The 19,741-nt window shown below is 34.3% G+C and carries 12 protein-coding genes; 9 read left to right on the plus strand and 3 right to left on the minus strand.

Annotation, left to right across the window (positions count from 1 at the left end):
* Positions 1-4: 4 nt before the first annotated feature.
* Genes ACQY44_RS01720 through ACQY44_RS01730 form a run of 3 tightly spaced genes read left to right on the plus strand, consistent with a single transcriptional unit; the run spans position 5 to position 4,729 of the window.
* Positions 5-1,681 (plus strand): S8 family serine peptidase, encoded by a 1,677-nt coding sequence (locus ACQY44_RS01720; protein WP_428228695.1) that lies wholly within the window; start codon positions 5-7, stop codon positions 1,679-1,681.
* Positions 1,678-3,876, plus strand: coding sequence for a lantibiotic dehydratase family protein (locus ACQY44_RS01725; protein ID WP_428228696.1), 2,199 nt, complete (start codon positions 1,678-1,680; stop codon positions 3,874-3,876). Before ACQY44_RS01720 ends, ACQY44_RS01725 begins: the two co-directional genes overlap by 4 nt.
* Positions 3,877-3,880: 4 nt before the next feature.
* Positions 3,881-4,729, plus strand: a complete 849-nt coding sequence (locus ACQY44_RS01730; RefSeq protein WP_428228697.1) for a thiopeptide-type bacteriocin biosynthesis protein — start codon at positions 3,881-3,883, stop codon at positions 4,727-4,729.
* A gap of 638 nt (positions 4,730-5,367) precedes the next feature.
* Here the strand turns inward: ACQY44_RS01730 and ACQY44_RS01735 are convergent.
* Positions 5,368-6,969, minus strand: a complete 1,602-nt coding sequence (locus ACQY44_RS01735) for a Na+/H+ antiporter (protein WP_428228698.1) — start codon at positions 6,967-6,969, stop codon at positions 5,368-5,370.
* Between the two features lie 775 nt (positions 6,970-7,744).
* Between ACQY44_RS01735 and ACQY44_RS01740 the strand changes: the two genes are divergently transcribed.
* From ACQY44_RS01740 to ACQY44_RS01750, 3 genes are all read left to right on the plus strand, one after another.
* Complete coding sequence (locus ACQY44_RS01740; RefSeq protein ID WP_428228699.1) at positions 7,745-10,135, plus strand: mechanosensitive ion channel family protein; 2,391 nt, start codon at positions 7,745-7,747, stop codon at positions 10,133-10,135.
* A gap of 400 nt (positions 10,136-10,535) precedes the next feature.
* Positions 10,536-10,985 carry a response regulator gene (locus ACQY44_RS01745; RefSeq protein WP_428228700.1) on the plus strand — a complete coding sequence of 150 codons (450 nt, stop codon included), beginning with the start codon at positions 10,536-10,538 and terminating at the stop codon, positions 10,983-10,985.
* A gap of 12 nt (positions 10,986-10,997) precedes the next feature.
* Positions 10,998-14,981, plus strand: coding sequence for a PAS domain-containing sensor histidine kinase (locus ACQY44_RS01750; RefSeq protein ID WP_428228701.1), 3,984 nt, complete (start codon positions 10,998-11,000; stop codon positions 14,979-14,981).
* 139 nt (positions 14,982-15,120) lie between these two features.
* On the opposite strand, the gene ACQY44_RS01755 is transcribed toward ACQY44_RS01750, so the two are convergent.
* Positions 15,121-15,537, minus strand: a complete 417-nt coding sequence (locus ACQY44_RS01755) for a lipocalin family protein (RefSeq protein WP_428228702.1) — start codon at positions 15,535-15,537, stop codon at positions 15,121-15,123.
* 435 nt (positions 15,538-15,972) lie between these two features.
* On the opposite strand from ACQY44_RS01755, the gene ACQY44_RS01760 reads away from it, so the two are divergent.
* Positions 15,973-16,389 (plus strand): helix-turn-helix domain-containing protein, encoded by a 417-nt coding sequence (locus ACQY44_RS01760; RefSeq protein WP_428228703.1) that lies wholly within the window; start codon positions 15,973-15,975, stop codon positions 16,387-16,389.
* Positions 16,390-16,492: 103 nt separating this feature from the next.
* Here the strand turns inward: ACQY44_RS01760 and ACQY44_RS01765 are convergent, their stop codons facing one another.
* A complete protein-coding gene (locus ACQY44_RS01765) occupies positions 16,493-17,464 on the minus strand; it encodes a hypothetical protein (protein WP_428228704.1) in 972 nt (323 codons plus the stop codon).
* A gap of 337 nt (positions 17,465-17,801) precedes the next feature.
* Here ACQY44_RS01765 and ACQY44_RS01770 point away from each other — a divergent pair, with 337 nt between their 5' ends.
* Together ACQY44_RS01770 and ACQY44_RS01775 are read left to right on the plus strand one after the other, a co-directional pair.
* Positions 17,802-17,969, plus strand: a complete 168-nt coding sequence (locus ACQY44_RS01770; protein WP_428228705.1) for a hypothetical protein — start codon at positions 17,802-17,804, stop codon at positions 17,967-17,969.
* Positions 17,970-18,028: 59 nt separating this feature from the next.
* Positions 18,029-19,738 (plus strand): ATP-binding protein, encoded by a 1,710-nt coding sequence (locus tag ACQY44_RS01775; RefSeq protein WP_428228706.1) that lies wholly within the window; start codon positions 18,029-18,031, stop codon positions 19,736-19,738.
* Positions 19,739-19,741: the final 3 nt, after the last annotated feature.

Genomic DNA, 19,741 nt, shown 5'->3' on the forward strand with positions numbered 1-19,741 from the left:
CAGAATGAAAATAATATACGTGATTTGTTTTGCTTGTCTTCTTTTATTTGGTTGTAAATCTTCAAAAGAAACTATTAATTTAAAAACAGGAAAAGATTTTAAAGAAACCTGGTACTGTAAAGACTATAAGATGGATAGTTTACCAGGAATATCTTTAGATAAATGGTACAGACAAAATAAAAAGAAGGCAAAAAAAACTATTATCATTGCTGTAATTGATACGCAAATTGATAAAAATCATCAAGATCTACAGGATGAAATTTGGTTAAACACAAAAGAAATTGAAAATAATAATCTTGATGATGACCAAAATGGATATGTAGATGATATACAGGGATGGAATTTTACTGCAAAAAAGGATAGCTATATTGTCTGGGGGAATTTTGAATATGTAAGATTAGTAAGGGAGTTTCAAAACAAGTTTGAGAATCAAACAGAAACTACGGTTACTAAAGACGCCCTATTTTATTATAAGGAGTATCTACGTGCGAAAAAAAAGCTGGAGGAAGAATCAAGCTATTATAAAACCAGGTTAAAATCTCTCGAGTATAGTATTAATATTTTCCCTATTGCCAAAGATAGCTTGAGACATTATTTTCCTAAAGAAGATTACACTTACGAACAACTGGATAGTTTGTACAAAATTCACAAAATAAATGATAAAACTTTTCGTCAGCGAAGAGAAAATAATGATAGAGACCTGGGAGCAATGATTGGCTTTTTGATGTTTAGACTAGAGTCTAATGAACAGACATTGTCAGAAGTTATTGAAAGTAAAATTCAAACAGATTCTATCGTAAATAAAAATCTGAACATAAATTTTGATGAAAGAAAATTTATAGGAGATAATCCTAACATTTTAGAAAAAGGGTACGGCAGCAAGAATATAACTATTTCTAAAGAAGGACATAGATCTTTTCAGGATCATAATACAAAAGTATCAGGCATTATTGCCGCCAACAGAAATAATAATCTGGGAATTAAAGGAATTGCTGAAAATGTCAAAATTATGCCACTTACTATTTCTTTTTCGGGAGACGAACATGACAAAGATATTGCAATGGCCGTTTACTATGCGGTTGATAATGGAGCAAAAGTGATTAATATGTCATTTATCAAAGAATTTTCATTACGCCAGCAATGGGTTTCAGAAGCTTTTAAATATGCAGAAAAGCACAATGTTTTATTGGTACATGCTGCTGGAAATGAAAGTTTTGACATTGATAAAAATCCTACCTATCCTAGTGATAATAATTTTGACGGAGGTGGAGAGATCTGCAATAATTTTATTAATGTTGGGTCAATATCAACTCGACTAAATAATACTTTTGTTTCTGATTTTTCAAATTATGGCAAGGAAAATGTTGATTTATTTGCTCCGGGAGAAGAAATCTACACGACTGCTGCCGGTAATACTTATAAATTTGATTCTGGTACTTCGCTAGCAGCTCCAATGGTTTCAGGCACAGCAGCATTAATCTGGTCCTATTATCCAAATCTTACAGCCGTACAGATAAAACAAATCATTATAGATTCTGGAACCCCCTATAATTTAGAGGTGATTGTACCGGGAACAAAAGATAAAAAAGTTCCCTTTTCAGAACTATCCAAATCAGGTAAAGTTTTAAACGTATACAACGCCATGAAATTAGCTAAAGAAGTGAACAACAAGAAAAAATGACATTAGACTACAAAATTCTGCCTTTTGATGAATATGTACTAAGAACTCCCCTATTGCCTTTGTCTTTGTATCTTGACACTATCGAAAACTATTCAGAAACAAAAGCAAAAGAAATGTATCAAACCCCTTTAATCAGAGAAGCTATTCACCTGGCTTCTCCGGATTTGATAAAAGAACTTGATAAATGGGTAAAAAACGACTCACATTTATCTGATGGAAAAGCAAAAAAATTAGAGATTACTTTTTTAAAATACTTAGCCAGAATGTCCTCCAGATGTACACCTTTCGGTCTGTTTGCAGGTTGTTCAATGGGGAGAATAGCCACTGAAACTAAAATTATTCTGGAGGATTCTGACAAATTTCAACGTGTTACGCAATTTGACATGCAATTTTGGAGTATGTTGCTGCAAGAAATTGCCAATAAAAAAGAAGTAAAGCCACATTTAAAATTTTATCCCAATACCAGTATCTATAAAATTGGGGAATTCTATAGATATGTAGAGTATAAATATGTAAAGACAAAAAGAGAACACAGTATCACAGCCTTACGAAGATCTGTTGCGCTAACTAAACTACTTCATAGTGCACAATCAGGAATGTCTATTGAAGAAATGATTGCCCTTTTGTCAGATAATGAAAGCGAAAAACGAGAAGCCCATGAATTTATTTCAAAACTTATCGATTTTCAATTTTTAGTAAGTGAGCTGGATGTGATCGTTACGGGAGATAATGAATGGAACAGGGTTTTATCGCTTATTAAGAAAATCCCGGCCCTGGATAAAGAGTATGAAATTTTAGAACAAATCAAAAAAAAACTTTCCGGTTTAGATAAAGTTCTTATCCCTTCTGAAAAAGAATACGATGAAATCAAATACGATATCAAAAAAACAGGAATTGAGTTTGAAGACAAATACCTTTTTCAGACCGATTTAAATTCAATTGCCGCTGTAAATACTTTAAATGTAAATGTTTCCAAAAAAGTAGTACAGGCACTTCATTTTTTGAATGGAATTCAGACTAAAAAAAAGTTTCAGGATCAGGAAAATTTTAAGAAAGCATTTATTCAAAGATACGAGTCTGCAGTGATGCCGCTCACAACAGTTTTAGATACAGAGATCGGAATTGGTTATCTTCAAAATCAGGATATGAATGATACTCATGAGATCCTTGAATTTCTTGAGCTTAAGTCTAAAAAATCAAAAGGGGAAAATCAGCTTTGGACTTCTTATGATTTTATTTTGCAGAAAAAAATGCAGGAATGCATCTTAAAAGATGAAAAAGTAATAGCAATAAGTGAGCATGATTTTATCGATTTTAATACTGATTGTAAAGATCTGCCAGCCACATTCTCTGTCATGATTGAAATTCTTGATCAGGATAAAATCATAATCGAATCTTCAGGAAATGTTAGTGCTGCTAAGTTATTAGGCCGATTTTGCAATGGAAATCCGGCTATTCATACTTTAACTAAAAAAATAATCCAAAAAGAAGAAGCTTATTATTCCGATAAAATAATGGCGGAAGTGGTTCATATTCCGGAATCAAGGACAGGAAACATATTACGCCGGCCTGTTTTACGAAATCATGAAATAAGCTACTTAGCAAAATCCGGTGTCTCTGAAAATCAAACAATTGATCTCAAGGATTTATTGGTTTCTGTTAAAAATGACACCATAATACTGTACTCAAAAAAGCACCATAAAGAAGTGATTCCGTGCTTATCAAATGCCCATAATTTTGCTAAAGATGCTTTGCCTGTTTACCATTTTTTATGCGACTTACAGGCACAGCAATCAAAGCCAATTGATTCTTTTGACTGGGGTGTGCTAAAAAAACATTATAATTTTTTTCCGAGAGTAATGTACCGGGATATTATTTTATCAAAGGCTAAATGGATTATAAAAAAAGAAGAGATAACAGCTTTTTATAAAATGAATGACAAACAAGCTTATGAAGAATTTTTAATCTGGAGGTCCTCCCGAAATATTCCTCAATATACAAACTGGACTAACGGCGACAATACATTATTATTTGATTTTGAAACTCAGATTGGAATGGAATTATTTTTAAAATCAGTTCAAAACCGCGAAAAAATTACTTTGGAAGAATTTTTATTTACAAAAGAATCTGTTGTGCAAAATAAAAATAACGATGTTTTTTGCAATCAGTTGATACTATCATTTTACAAAGAATAAAAAAATGCAAAGAGATTTTTGTTTAGGCAGTCAATGGTTGTACTATAAAATTTATACTGGTATCATGACAGCCGATTCTGTCTTATTAGAAAAACTAAACCCTGTTATATCTTATTTAGAAGGAAAGAAAAAGATACAAAAATGGTTTTTTATACGATATAAAGATCCTGAAAACCATATAAGACTTCGTTTTTTGGTCGATGATACTGATAACTTAGCTCTAATTATCAAGGCACTTCATTCTGTTTTTAAAGAACTTATGGATGAAAATTTGATTTGGAAAATACAGACTGATACCTATCAAAGAGAAATCGAAAGATATGGGAAAGAAACGATGTATTATTCTGAATTTCTTTTTTGGAAAGACAGTAAGATGATTTTAAAATATTTGAACCTGAAACCTTCTTTTTTGGAGAAAGAAATGCCACTTTTTTTTAGTTTTTTGGCCATTGACTCTTTTTTAAATTTGTTTATGCTGTCAACTTTAGAGAAGCTGACTTTGATGAATGAACTTCAGATTGCTTTTAAAAAAGAATTTGAAACAGATAAAATTCAAAAAAAGAAAATAGACATCCATTATCGATCATTATATCCGCAATTAGAACGTTTTTTAGAACCTTCAGATCAAAACGCTATTCCGGAAATCTTTTATATTGTAAACGAAAGGTCAAATCAAATCAAAGAGATAGCTTTAAAAATAATAAAGAAAATAGAAATTCCGCTGAATGATTTTCTATCAAGTCACATTCATATGATGATTAATAGACAATATACATCAAAACAAAGAATGTATGAACTTATTATTTATGACCATATGTATCGATATTATAAAACTTTAAACTACAAAAGATAGCATTCAGAAATATTTGATTATTTATCAATCCTGATAACTCCCATGCACAACCTCGTCTCTTCCAAATCTTCCTGAAAATCGTTTCATTGACCAACCGGATTTATGCATTATTTCTACACCGCCTGGTTTGCAGGTGTTGTATTTTTACAGGCTAGTTTTCATTTTCAGGATTGTTGTTGAGTTCAAAAAATTCTTTTTCAATATCTCAATACTCGTTTAGCCATGCTCTAAAATTTGTTGCATATACCAATAACGTATGGACAGGTCTTTTATTTTTCGAATTAATATGATGTGATGTGCCCAGCCAGTTTCTGTAATTAGTTGTTGATTAATAACTTCTAATTGCGCAACGGGTAGTTTCGCAATTGCATCATTTTCTAATTCCGACACGAGTAGTGGCGAAATTGTTTGATTTCTAATTGGGAAACGGATAGTTTCCCAATTGAAATTACTTCTTGATATTCATTAAAAAATTGAACCATACATTTTAAATCCTTTCGGAAAATCCTTTCACTTCAGCAAGTTCATTCTTTAAATTATTCGCTAATTTTGGGATAACCCCTTTTCCCCCAGCCTTTTTGTTGTTGCTGGTTATGAATCATTCGACCAATATCCCAATAGGTGGCCAACATTTCTAATTACTCCTCATACATCTCCATCCACAACCTTGTCTCCTCCAAATCCAGTTCCTTCTCAATTTTCCTAAAAATCTCTTCATTGACAGAACCGGATTTGTGCATCGATTCTAGTTTGTTGCGCTCCACATTAAGTAAATCAATTTGTATTTTGGTAAAATCGTTGAAGATCTCTCCTCCCATTACATTTCCTTTTCCGAAGAAATTAGCCGGGAGTTCCGTTTTTTGAAGACGGTTGAATTTTACTTCGTATTTACTTTTGATGTTGTGCAGCAAGTCATCGTTGAGTAACGAAAAATTATCTTCGATGTGCGTAATGGTTTGCGAAACGATGATATTTCGAATTTCATATTCTTCGGCGATGATCGAATATTTTTCGATTTTTAATTTTTTGATCAGCCACGGCAAAGTCAATCCCTGAATGACCAGAGTAGAAAGAATCACACAAAACACCAGAAAAATGATAAGGTTTCGCAAAGGGAATTCTTGCGTTTCGTTCAGCATTAACGGAAGTGCCAGTGCAGCCGCCATCGATACGACGCCACGCATTCCGGACCAGCCAAAAACAATCATATTCCTGAAATCGAATTCTTCCTGCAAACGGATCTTCTTACTGATGTATCTGGGCAGCAATGTGGCCGGAATCACCCATAAAAAGCGCACCAAAATCACGACCAAACTCACCGAAGCGCCCCAAACAAACAAAGACCAACCGGAGTAATCCCCGATTCCTTCAATAATTTGGCGCAATTGCAATCCTATTAAAATAAAAATCAATCCGTTTAGGATGTTCGTTAGAACACTCCAAATTGTTCCCGTCATGATTCGGCTTTCGTGCGTGAAAATCGTTCCTGATCTGGCCGAAAGAAAAAGTCCTGTTGCCACAACGGCCAAAACTCCCGAAGCTTCAAAATGTTCTGCAATTAGATAAGAAGCAAAAGGCGTCAGCAAAGTCAAAGTCGCCTCGATAACCTCATCGCACACAAACTTTTTATGAATAAAACTCATCACATACCCTACCCCTAAACCAATGCCAATTCCTAAAACCGACATGATCACAAAATTCAGTCCCGCTTGCCAGAGTACAAAATTCCCTGCGGTTATGGCGGTCAAGGCATATTTGTAAGCAACAAGACCACTGGCATCATTCACCAGACTTTCTCCTTCTATAATCGCAATTAGCCTCGGGTGCAAACCCAAACCTTTTGTAATAGAAGTGGCAGAAACAGCATCAGGCGGCGAAACTATTGCCCCTAACAAAAAAGCCAACGGCCAGGAAATATCATCTATCAGCATGTGGGCCGCTATAGCCACGGCAACAGTTGTAAAAAGTACCAGGCCAACAGCAGCTAACGTAATTGGCCGGATGGTTTGTTTAAAATCTGACCAGCTGGTGTACCACGCAGCATGATATAAAAGTGGGGGTAAAAAGACAATAAAAACAATCTCAGGACTTAAAGCAATCGCCGGAAGTCCCGGAATTATACTGATAATAACACCGCAAAGTACCAACACAATCGGAATGGGAAAATTGTACTTTTTACTAATAAGGCTTAAGAAAGCGACCCCAAAAAGTAACATGATGATTACAGTAATATTTTCCATTTTTTGATTGTTTTGGTAATTCTGATATGAGAGTACGAATATAATATTTTTTAAACTTTGTTGTGGCTTTGATTGTAGGGGTTCTTTTTTTTACCACTGATTAAAGGATTAAAAAAGATTTGAATTAAATGTCTTAGCATAAAGCAACCAAGATAATTGTCATCCCCAGGAACGAGGGATATCTGCAAGAAACTCTACAAAGTAAATCGTCAAAAAAAAAATACGGATGACGCTGATTCGCCTTTGCGAAAACACGGATTTATACAGATTTTTTTACCACAATCTTGTCATCCAGAGGCACGAGGGATTGCACGCGGAGCTCGACAATAATTGTCGATATTCTTTACGGAGTTTCTAGTGTGATCCCTCGTGCCTACCATTGACGTTTATAATTTCTTACAATCCCTTAGCGATCTCAAATCAAAACGAAATAAAGACTAAGCTTAACGAACTCTGCGTATCCCGATAGCTATCGGGATTGTGCACTTTGCGGTAAATGTCATTTTATATTCATTTTTTGAGAATAAAATTATACCTCGGGAAAAATGCGCCAATTAACTTTGAACAAATATCTCCAGATAATCTTTTTGGTATTTAAATATTTCGACCAAAAATCATAATCCTTTTAATCCTTTTAATCAGTGGCAAAAAAATGACACACAGCAAGATTATACACAAGCCAACAAAATCGCTTTTAACCAAATTTTATTATACTTTCCATCATAAATACCCTAAAAAAAATTACATTTGAATCTTAAATTCATTGCCTTACATTATGATTCAGAAAAGAAATTTTATTGGTTTACTGACCTTATTAGCCGTCTTTTTTTATGCGCCGCTAACCTACTCTCAAACCGTACCGGCCAAAACTGAAGCTACAACAGTCAAAACCGAAACAACACCAGCTAAAACAGAAAACAAATCAAAACTATTTGAAGAAAGCGCCACTGATAGTGATTATCTGGTAGCTATAGAAAAAGCGGGAGAAGTTTTAGAATCTGCACATAATGATACTGAATTTGACGGGAAAAGCTTCCGTTTGTTTGGAGAAATCAAAAATACACAAAGCAAACTCGACCTTATTCTCGCCAGTCTAAAAGGAGCAAATCCTAATGTGCGCAACCAGCAAATGTATCGTATTGTCCTGAAAGAAATCGAACAGGAACTTGACGAACAAAACACAGCTATCAATTCCCGCAACCTCGCTCTTGAAAAAATCAAATCCAGGGTAATTGATTTGCGCAAAGACAAAACCTTAATGGGACTCTTAACAGACACCATTAAACGCAAGCAATTTAAAAACGAATTTGCCAATCTTAAAAACAGATACCTGAGCACAGACAGCTTAATGACCAAAAACCAAGGGATCTTAAACGAAAATAAAAGACTAACCGTCGAAAGAAAAATTGCCGTTTCGAATGCCTTGATTACAGTCGACAGTAAACTGGAACAGTCCGGAATTAGCATGCTTAAAAGGGAATATCCCGCTTTATGGAGTACGAGCGATTCTACCTCAAAAAAAATAGTAGGACAAAACATCAAGGCTAAAATCATCATCGAGCAAAATGTCGCTTCTTATTATTTAAGTTATAAAGCAGGCGCATTAATCTTTTTAGTATTTTTAATGGGATTGCTGGGTTGGTATATTGCCCGTAACTTAAGATACCTCAAGAGTAACGGACATACTGAGAATCTGTCTCAGTTTCATTTTAAATACCTCAATCGCGGTATTATTCTTCCGGTAGCAGTGGTGGGTTTAAACATTGCAGTGGTGAGCAATCTGTACGCACCGGCTATGTTTATAGAACTCATTCAGCTTGTTCTTCTGGGGCTTCTTACGTTTCTTTTTAAGAAAGACTGGTCGTCCACTTCTATGCGCAATTGGCTACTGCTTTTAGTGCTATTTTTTGTACTTTGTTTCCTTGACTTGTTTATCGCAGTAGGATTTATACAACGTTGCGCCTTTATTGTCATCAACATTTTAGGAATACGTTATGGCTTCGTTCAGATTAAAACCCTTAAGAATCAATTGTATATTAAAGGTTTTTTTAAATGGGCAACGATCATTTTTATAGGTTTAAATGCTTTAGCACTGCTCAATAACCTTTTTGGAAGGGTCTCTCTGGCCAACATGTTAAGTATTACGGCTTTTATATCTCTTACGCAGATTGTAGCCTTAAGCGTTCTTTTAAAAATGGTATTAGAGATTATTCTTTTACAAATTTATACGACCAGAGTGAAACGTGGTATCGAAAAGATTTTTGATTTCGAAAGCTTGTCTGAGACGCTCAAAAAACCTTTTATCATCGTTATCAGTTATATGTGGATTGTCGTAATCGCTGCTAATTTAAACATTTGGGAATCCTTACGCGCCGGTTTAAGCTCACTGTTAAGCCACCCCAATACCATCGGAAGCATCACTTTTACGTTGGGAAACATCGTCTTGTTTTTTATCATTATTTGGGTTGCTCATTTATTGCAAAATTATGTAGCCTACTTTTTTGGGGAAGTTGATGATGAAAACGAAGAAAACATCAATAAAAAACAACATTCTAAATTATTGATTACAAGACTTGTTGTGTTAATTTGTGGTTATCTTCTGGCTGTTGCCGCATCCGGAATGCCATTAGACAAACTAAGTATTTTATTGGGAGCCCTGGGTGTAGGTGTGGGACTTGGACTTCAGAGTGTGGTTAATAATTTTGTTTCGGGTATTATCCTGATTTTTGATAAACCGATACAAATTGGAGATGTCATCAATATTAGTACTGAATCCGGTCGTGTAAAATCGATGGGATTGCGTACTACCAAAATCAATTCAGCAAACGGAGCCGAAATCATCATTCCGAATGGTAATTTATTGTCCCAAAACATCACCAACTGGACCTATACCGATAACTTTAAACTGGTAGAAATTGCTGCAGAAGTGAGCGGTGATATCATGCCGGAAGAAATTAATACGCTAATATTAGAATCTCTCGAAAGCATGGTTTTAGTAAATAATACTAAAGCTCCTCAAATTTATTACATAGCAATTGCTGACGGAAAATTCAAATTGCAAATAAAATTCTGGTGCAGCATTTACCGCACTGAAGAAACAATAAGTACAGCCCGTCAGGTACTTTTTAGTAATTTTAAAGCAAAAGGTTTGACCCTGTCTACCTAAAACCGATTCGTTTTACTATACAAAATCCGTCAAATGAAATGTTTGACGGATTTTTTTTGAAGCAGATTTTAGAAATAAACATTCAAAAACCTTAACTTCATAATTTAAAGATGTTAATTTTAAAATAAAGCCATTACATAATTAGACCTAAAAGCGTTAAATTTATTGAAATATTCATGATTATTTGTAATACAATTAATCTTATCTTAGCAGAATAATAGCCCTTTGGGGTTTTAAATTCATGCTGTGCAGAAGGAAAGAAGGCTTCAATTGAGAGGTTAGAGGAAATTAATAAAGAGCTGAATTCCAAATAAATAAAAACGGATAGAACGGATATTTTCTAAAAATTACAGAAAGTTACCCGAATCTGATCGACATATTAAATTTTATAATACTCAAAATGAGCAAACAGAATTACAATCTATTATTAGCCGATGATGATGAAGATGATTGTGCTTTTTTTAAAGAAGCACTAGATGAATTATTGCTTCCAGTATCCCTTGTGACTGTTAATGATGGTGTTCAGCTTATGGATTTTTTAGCTCATAACGCTACAAATAACTTACCCGATATTCTTTTTCTGGATCTTAATATGCCTCGCAAAAGCGGACACGAATGTCTGAATGAAATAAGGGCAAAAGAAGAACTCAAAGATCTTCCTGTCATTATTTTTTCGACTTCGCTTGACAATGAAATCGTCGATCTGATGTATAAAAGAGGAGCCACTTATTACATCCGTAAACCTGCTGAATTTTCTAAATTAAAAAAGGTAATCGAAAATGCGCTAACTACAGCATCCGAAAACAATTTTAAGCAACCCGTCAGAGAAGACTTTATACTTCAACCCTAATTCATTTCCGGAATGAGCTTTACAAATGAAAAACATTATTTTCTGGCCGATGGTGGAGAAATGGGTAAATTGATACGCGCTAAAGATTGGAATAATACCCCTATAGGCGATCCTGATACCTGGCCTCAAAGCCTTAAAACCATGGTAGCTGTAATGCTCAATAACCCTTTTGGAATGTATATTGCCTGGGGAGCTGAATATACTCAACTTTATAACGATGGATTTCGCCCAATTCTTGGTTCAATAAAACACCCTGAAGCTTTAGGAATTAATTCAAAGATCACCTTTTCAGAAATCTGGGATACTATAGCTCCCCTGTTTCATGATGTAATGAAAGCCAATGCTGTTAGTTTTCCTGATTTAAAACTAATATTAAACAGAAATGGTTATGATGAGGAATGCTATTTTAATTTCTCTTATAGTCCGATTAAAAAAGATGATGGCGAAGTAGGCGGCGTTTTGGTTACGGTTATCGAAACTACAGAGAAAGTAAGAGCAACAGAAGCGCTTAAAGAAAGTAATGCCAGATTCAGGAACAACATTATGCAGGCTCCTGTTGCCATGTGTGTGATGAGAGGAAAAGATCAGGTTGTAGAAATTGCAAACGATCAAATGATTCAGTTGTGGGGAGTCGAGGCCAGCGAAATCCTTAACAAACCCGTTTTTGACGCTTTACCGGAAACAAGGAATCAATATCTTGAAACGGTACTGAACGATGTGTACAAAACCGGTAACAAATTTATTGCTAATGAACAACTCGTTAAGCTGCCCCGTAATGGTAAAATAGAAGATACTTACCTAAATTTTGTCTATGAAGCCCTTAGAGAAGCTGACGGCACTATTTCCGGAGTTGTAGGAATTGCGATAGAAGTTACTGCACAGGTAGTTTCGCGATCTAAGGTTGTAGAAAGTGAACAAAAAGTAAGAGAACTGGTCGAAAATGCCCCTTTTCCCATTGCTTTGTATACCGGAAAGGAAATGATCGTCGAACTGGCCAATGACTCTATTATAAAAATATGGGGAAAAGGCAATGACGTTATCGGAAAGTCTTTTAAAGATGTCGTTCCGGAACTGGATAACCAACTGGTTTTTGAGCAGATTAGTGAAGTCTTAACCACCGGAAAATCTTTTCACACACAAAATACCCCACTTGATCTTACTGTCGATGGAAAATTACATACCTATTATTTTAATTATAGTTTAACGCCAATATATGACATAAACGGTAATATATACGGTGTAATGAATACAGGAGTCGACTTAACTGACCTGAATTTAGCCAAGAAAAAAATAGAAGAAAGCGAGCAAAATTTACGCAGTATGGTATCGCAATCTCCTATTGGAATTTGTGTACTGGATGCCAAAACCTTAATAAGCGAAATTGTAAACGATAGTTTTATTGAGGTAGCCGGAAAAACATACGAACAAATTGCCGGAAAACATTATTGGGAGACTTTTGCTGAAGTAAAATCCTGTTATGAAGTTCCGCTTAAAAAAGTAATAGAAGAAGGTGTTCCTTATTATGCTAATGAAGTAGAAATGATGCTCATCAGACACGGAAATAAGGAAACTGTGTATGTGACTTTCGTATATGCACCGCTAAAAAATATAGAAGGAGAAGTAACCAAAATTGCCATTTGGGTACTTGACAATACGCCTCAGGTTATCGCAAGGCAAAAAATTGAAGAAGCCGATAAACGTTTCCGAAATACAGTTAAACAGGCTCCCGTTGGAATTACTATTTTGCGTGGCCCAGAGCATATCGTCGAGATGGCCAATGAAGCTTATCTGAAACTCGTTGGAAGAGAAGAAAGTACCTTTGTAGGCAGACCTTTATTTGACTCTTTACCCGAGGTCAAAGAAAGTGTAAGCAGTCTTTTGGATAATGTTTTAAAAACAGGAATCCCTTTTCACGGAAATGAAGTGCCCATTCCGTTGAATCGAGATGGAAAGCAGGAAATTTTCTTTTTTGATTTTCTTTACCATCCTTTAAAAGAACAAAATGATGAAATTACAGGCATTATTGTTACGGTAACTGAGGTGACTGAAAAAGTAGAAGCCAGAAAGAAAATAGAACTCAATGAAGAAAGACTTAATATCATTGTTGATGCAAGCGAGCTAGGAACCTGGGAACTGAATGTAAAAACAAAAGACCTGCAATATTCTCAAAGATATGTGGAGATTATTACAGGATATAAAGATGAGGTAAACTTAAGCCACGACCAATTACTGAATCATGTTCATCCAGACGATTTAAACATCAGGGCAAAAGCATTTAAAGACGCTATTGCATCCGGATACCTTCAGTATGAAGTACGACTGATCTGGGAAGATCAATCGATACATTGGGTCGAAGCCAAAGGAAAAGTATTTTACAGCAGCGATAATAATCCTGAAAAGTTGTTAGGCACCGTAAGAGATATTACCGATGAAAAAAATCATCAGCAAGAATTGGAAGCGAGCGAAAAAAGATTCCGCAAACTGGTGATGGAATCCCCTGTTCCAAAAGCGATTCTGAAAGGAAAAGACATGACTATCGAAATGGTCAACGCTGCCCTTTTGAAAAACATCTGGAGAAAAAAAGAAAGTGATGTTCAGGGAAAAAATATATTAGAGGTGTTCCCGGAACTCAAAAAGCAAAAATACGCCAGACTTCTAAAAGAAGTCTATACCACCGGAAATGTACATTCGGAGTCAGAGTCATTGTTTTATTTAATTCAGGACAACACTGAACATAAAATGTATATCGACTTTGAATATGCACCGCAACGCGAATTAGACGATACGATTTCAGGAATAAAAATTACACTTATTGATGTAACTGAAAAGGTCGAAGCACGAAAAAAAATAGAAGAAAGCGAAAAACGCTTCCGATCCTTAACCGAAAGCATTCCGCAGCTTATTTGGGAAACAGACGAAAAAGGAAATGCCTTATTTACCTCAGGTAAATGGCTGGAATACACAGGCATAATACCATCCGGCCAATCCTTATGGAAAGCGATGATTCATCCGGCCGATTATAAAGAAAACAACAGAATATGGGGCCACAGTCTGGCAACGGGTGAAGTATATAGAGCTGATGTCCGCGTTTTAAGGAAAGACGGTACCTATAGATGGCACGCCGTAATTGGCGAACCTGTTCTAAATAAAGATAATAAGATCATCAAATGGGTGGGTGCCTTTACTGATATTCATACTGAAAAAGCTTTTACGCATGAATTAGAAAAACAAGTAACAGCACGTACAAAAGAACTCGAGGAAAAAAACATAGAGCTGGAGCAAATGAATAAAGAGCTTCAGTCTTTTGCGTATATTTCGAGTCATGATTTGCAGGAACCGCTGCGTAAAATTCAAACTTTTGCTACTCAGATTATGGAGAAAGAATCTGAAAATTTATCAGATTCCGGAAAAGATAAATTTCAACGCATGCAAAATGCGGCACAACGCATGCAAACCTTAATCAATGATTTGCTTTCGTATTCCAGAACCAACATACAGGAACGAAAATTTGAAAAGGTTGACCTTTATAAAATTATTGATGAGGTAAAAGAAGACCTGAAAGAAGAACTTGAACAAAAAGACGCCCATATCGAAAGCAACGAAACTTGTGAAGTAAATATTATTCCGTTTCAGTTCAGGCAGCTTTTATACAATTTAGTGAGCAACTCTCTTAAATTTTCTAAACCTGATGTACCACTGGTTATAAAAATCAAAAGCGAAATAAGCAAAGGTGTACACCTCAACAATACTATTTTACACAACGATACAAACTATTGCCATATCAGAATAGCAGATAATGGTATAGGTTTCGAACAACAGTACAGTCAGAAAATATTCGAAGTTTTTCAGCGCCTGCACGGAAAAATGGAATACACCGGAACCGGAATAGGATTGGCTATTGTGAAAAAAATCGTCGACAATCATAACGGAATCATTACGGCAACGGGAGAAAAAAATAACGGAGCTACTTTTGATATTTATATTCCGGTCGTTTAGGTCCTGCAGCAAACCAACCGGGATTTAGGGAAGCAATTCAATATCACAACAATTTATACAAAAAACGGAAATAACTTTTAAAAAGTTATTTCCGTTTTTTTTTGTTCTTTAAAGAATTAAAGATCTTACTTATAGCAGATTATCTTGTATAAACAGTAATAATACCAGTAGTTTTATCTTTAATTTTTAATTCTTTATTCGTTAGATTCATGATGTCGCTCGTTGTACTTACGTTACCAACACTAATTGTTAAATCATTATGAGATCTTGCATAAGTTCCTGTAGTTTCTGTTAAGGCACAATCAGAACCATTATAATCCCCTATAACCGCTGCATTACTCAATCTTAGATCTAAATAGTCTCTATTACATCCGCTTGCGTTTTGTGGAGCATCAATTAAGACTTCTTGTCCGTTAATAATTGTTCCAGTTTGGCTTAGGTTGTATTTTCCCTGAATTGGTACAATTGTTTCCCCGTCATTGTCATCACTACTACAAGATGCTGCGAATAAACCAATGCTTAATAATACTGCGAATAATATTCTTTTCGTTTTCATGTTTGATTTGTTTAAAATTATTTATGCTAAATTATATTTAAAGTCGTTTAACAATGTTCCATAATTTTCAGTTTGATTTACATAATTTCATTTAAGTTTAAAGAATTGCTTTACTAAATAACATTACTGCAACAAATGCAGTAGTATTTATCTCAAAAAAATACAATGTGCAATAATTGCCAATCAGGATGTATGCCATGTGCATCAAAAAAATCTACTTATTTGCTGTTTTAGCAGATCCTATACTAGCTACTAAGTTTTTATTGCAACAAGTTGGCGTATTTAATAATTACGTCTCTGAAAAATTGTATTTTTACTTTATAAAGGCAGGCAGGTAATCGATTCGAACTGTATCCAATTCTTTTAATGGTATATACAGCGCCTGATAGTTTTTTTACATATTGCCAGATTATACTTAATTATTATCTTTGAATTATGAGCACACTTACAAAACAAAATCATATAGGGCGAAAAATCAGCCGTATTCGTGAACTTCGGGATATGAAGCAGGAAGCTTTGGCGTATGCAATGGGCATAAGCCAACAAACGATATCTGCAATAGAAAATAGTGAAACTATAGATGATGAAAAACTTACCGAAGTAGCAAAAGCCCTGGGAGTAAGTGTAGAAGCCATTAAAAACTTTTCAGACGAAGCCGCAATCAATTATTTTAATACTTTATATGATAACAGCAACAATGGCAGTCAAGGTGCATTTGCAAATAATTGTACTTTCAATCCATTAGACAAATTGATTGAAGCTTATGAAGAAAATAAAAAACTTTACGAACGTTTATTACAGGCTGAAAAAGACAAACTCGAATATGTAGAGAAATTATTAAACGGAAAATAATCCGTTGTAACATACAAAAAGGGACGAGGTTTCATACGAAGCCGCGTCCTTTTTTATTTAGTTGCATCACGAAAAAAAAGGAATATAAAATGACTTGCGGTGCTTATTTTTTTACATACTTATTCAATATATAATGCGTTACAGGCCGCAACGGACTATTATTTTCGGGATGTCTGCCATGAATATTAAAAAAATCAACTCCATTTGCCGTTTTTGCATACCATATAATAGCAACTCCGTTTTTATCAAAACAAGTTGTAGTATCGCACACTTTTACTTTTTTAAGATTAACAAGAGTTGGATCTAAAATTTCAATGTTAGTAAAGCTTCCAACGCCTTGTATTTTCAATTCACAATCTACAATTTCATAATGATCGCCAGACCATTGCATGCATTCCTTATTTGGAAAAGCAAAAAAGACCACTACAAATCCTACAAATAAAAATATTGAAGCTACCGTAGTAGTGTATTTCCAATTTATTGGTGGAATTTTCCATGGTTCCTTAGGTTTCTTCTCTACACCCGCAAATGAATTTATTTGCGTTGATGTTGGTTGTATTACTTCAAGACCAATTCCTTTTTCTCTCTCTTTTTTATCAAGAAATAATTCCAGATCTCCGGAACTTTCACTTTGTTCCTTTTCTGGATTTGATACTTCTGAGTGGTTTTCATTCTCACTTTGATTTTCATCTCCATATAAATTTTGAATTCTAAATTTATTAAAAGGTCTTGCTTTAAAATCAACTAAAATTGCAGCTAACTCTATGGTACTACTTTTTGCTGGTTTCTTTCCTTCTTTATAAAAAGTGCCTACTTTTTTAAATTTGTCTGTATACTGTGTTGAAGTATTTTCTTCTTTTGGATCAAATTCAAACTTAAAAAAATCAAAATATACCTTTAAATCATCAGCTTTAGGATTAGATTTAAAAATTTTCCAACATAAATCCCTTAGACTAGCTTGTCCTGGAATCGCTAAAAAGTTATAATATTCTCCTCCCTCTTTTTCTTTCTGATATTTTGCTCTAATAGCATCCTTATAAAGATTTTCAATATTTTCTCGAGTAATTTTTTCCATAAGCTTTCAGGATTTTCAGGATTTTTTCTAGGACTTTTCAGGTTTTTTAGGAGATCTCAGGAAAGTTCGGACATCCCGGAATTCCGTATCGATAAAGGTTTACAAGCGTTGTTACTTTGCCTCAGAATTAGTTCTGATTCGATATCGTATTAAAACAAAAATACAAAACTAGTTCAATTAAAAGTACGGAAAACCGTAAGACCAATTTATCCGGGAAGTATAAATAAATCTTACAGTTCTACGTGCTTCACTTCCCAACACAAAATGATGTTGCATTAAAAATTTCGGAAAAGTTCCGAACGGCAATACTCATGCTTAATCCATAAACATAAAAAAAATGAAAAAGCTAATATTATTGGGAGCGTGCGCTCTATTGACAACTATGATTTCTTGTACTTCTGACGATTTCGAAGATACTAAAGCGAATATTAAACCCGAAGTACCGGCGTATGCTGATGGACCTGGCGACCAACCAATAAAAGTTCCGCCACCACCAACAAAATAATAAAACAATTAAAGTAGTTAATTTACAATAAATTATTACATTCGGGGAAAGTAACTATTATGCTACGATCCCCGTTTTTTTGTTTTCTTTTTTTCCTTCTTTTTCTATCCTGCAAAGAAGAAAACATCAAACCTGTCGATTCTAAATCTATAAAAACAGAAGGTTTAAATTTTAGAAAAAAAGGAATAGAGAACTTCGATAATAAAAATTTCAATAGTGCTTTCTATAATTTCAATAAATCTAAAATAGCTTTTGAGGCCGTAAATGATAGTGCCAATATTGTTTTCAACCTGATTCAGATGGCTCAGATTCAGCAAGTAAACGGCGACTATTACGGTAGCAAAGAAACCCTGACAGAAGCTTTACCCTATATTAAAAACAAAGATGTTTACAGTGCTGCAATTAATAACTTCTTCGGGATTGCTGATAAAGAACTCTCCTTATATATTGATGCTATTTATTACTATCAGGAAGCTTTAAAAGATTGTGCTGATTTTGAATGTAAACAACCTCCGTTAAACAATATTGCTGTTGTCTATGTCCAACAAAAGAAATATGATGAAGCCATTAAAGTTTTAGAATCTAGCTTAAACCAAAAACTATTAAATACTGAACCTCTTTTTGCAAACAAAGCCAGAGTTTTAGACAATTTAGGTTATGCTTATTTTAAAAAAGGATTAGATGAAAAAGGGCTTTCATTTATGACTGAAGGTTATCAATTAAGAAAACAGGTTGATGATTTTTACGGAAGTATTGAAAGCAATTTACACTTAGCCGAATTTTATTCTAAAACAGATTCTAAAAAATCAAACCAATATGCGCAATCAGCATATGAAATCGCAACAAAATTTAATAGTGTCGATGAAAGGTTGAAAGCTTTGTCGTTTTTAATCTCTAATGATACCGGAAATAAACACGCACAATATGCCCAAAAGTATATTATTATAAATGATAGTATTATTAAAATCAGGAACAACTTTAAAAACAAGTTTGCCAGGATTAAATACGATTCTAAAAAAGAAAAAGACGAAAATCAGAAACTACGTTTACAAAAAGCAGAGAATGAATTATCGCTACAGGCAGCAAACTACCAAAGGATATTTTTTATAATGGGTATTGTTTCATTGTTTCTTTTATTGTTGTATTTGAGAAAATTTTATCAAAACAGAAACAGGATCGAAAAATTAGAAACCGCTTATGACACTGAGACCAGAATTGCCAAAGATATTCATGACGAACTGGCAAATGACGTTTTTCATGCCATTACCTACACACAAACGCAATCTTTGACTAAAGATGAGGTAAAAGAAACTTTACTACAAAAACTGAATCATATTTATACGCGCGTTCGCGGAATTTCACGAGAAAATAATAGTATCGATACGGGGATAAATTATGCGGTTAATCTCAAAGAAATGCTTTCTACCTATAATAGTGACAAAACAAATGTTCTTATTAATAGTATAGAGAAAGTAAACTGGGAAAGCATCGATGAAATTAAAAAAGTAACCATTCAGAGAGTTTTACAGGAATTAATGGTCAATATGAAGAAACACAGCAATGCGCCTGTAGTTGTTTTAAAGTTTGAAAGCACCACAAATACTATTATAATCAATTATTCTGACAACGGAAAAGGATGTGAAAAAGATCAAATTGTAAAAAATGGTTTGCAAAATATGGAAAACCGTATTTTATCTATAAAAGGAACTATTACTTTTGAAACTGAACCAGATAAAGGTTTTAAAGTAAAAATATCCATGCCTAAATAATTT

The organism is Flavobacterium sp. (genome assembly GCF_965277525.1).
GTDB lineage: Bacteria > Bacteroidota > Bacteroidia > Flavobacteriales > Flavobacteriaceae > Flavobacterium.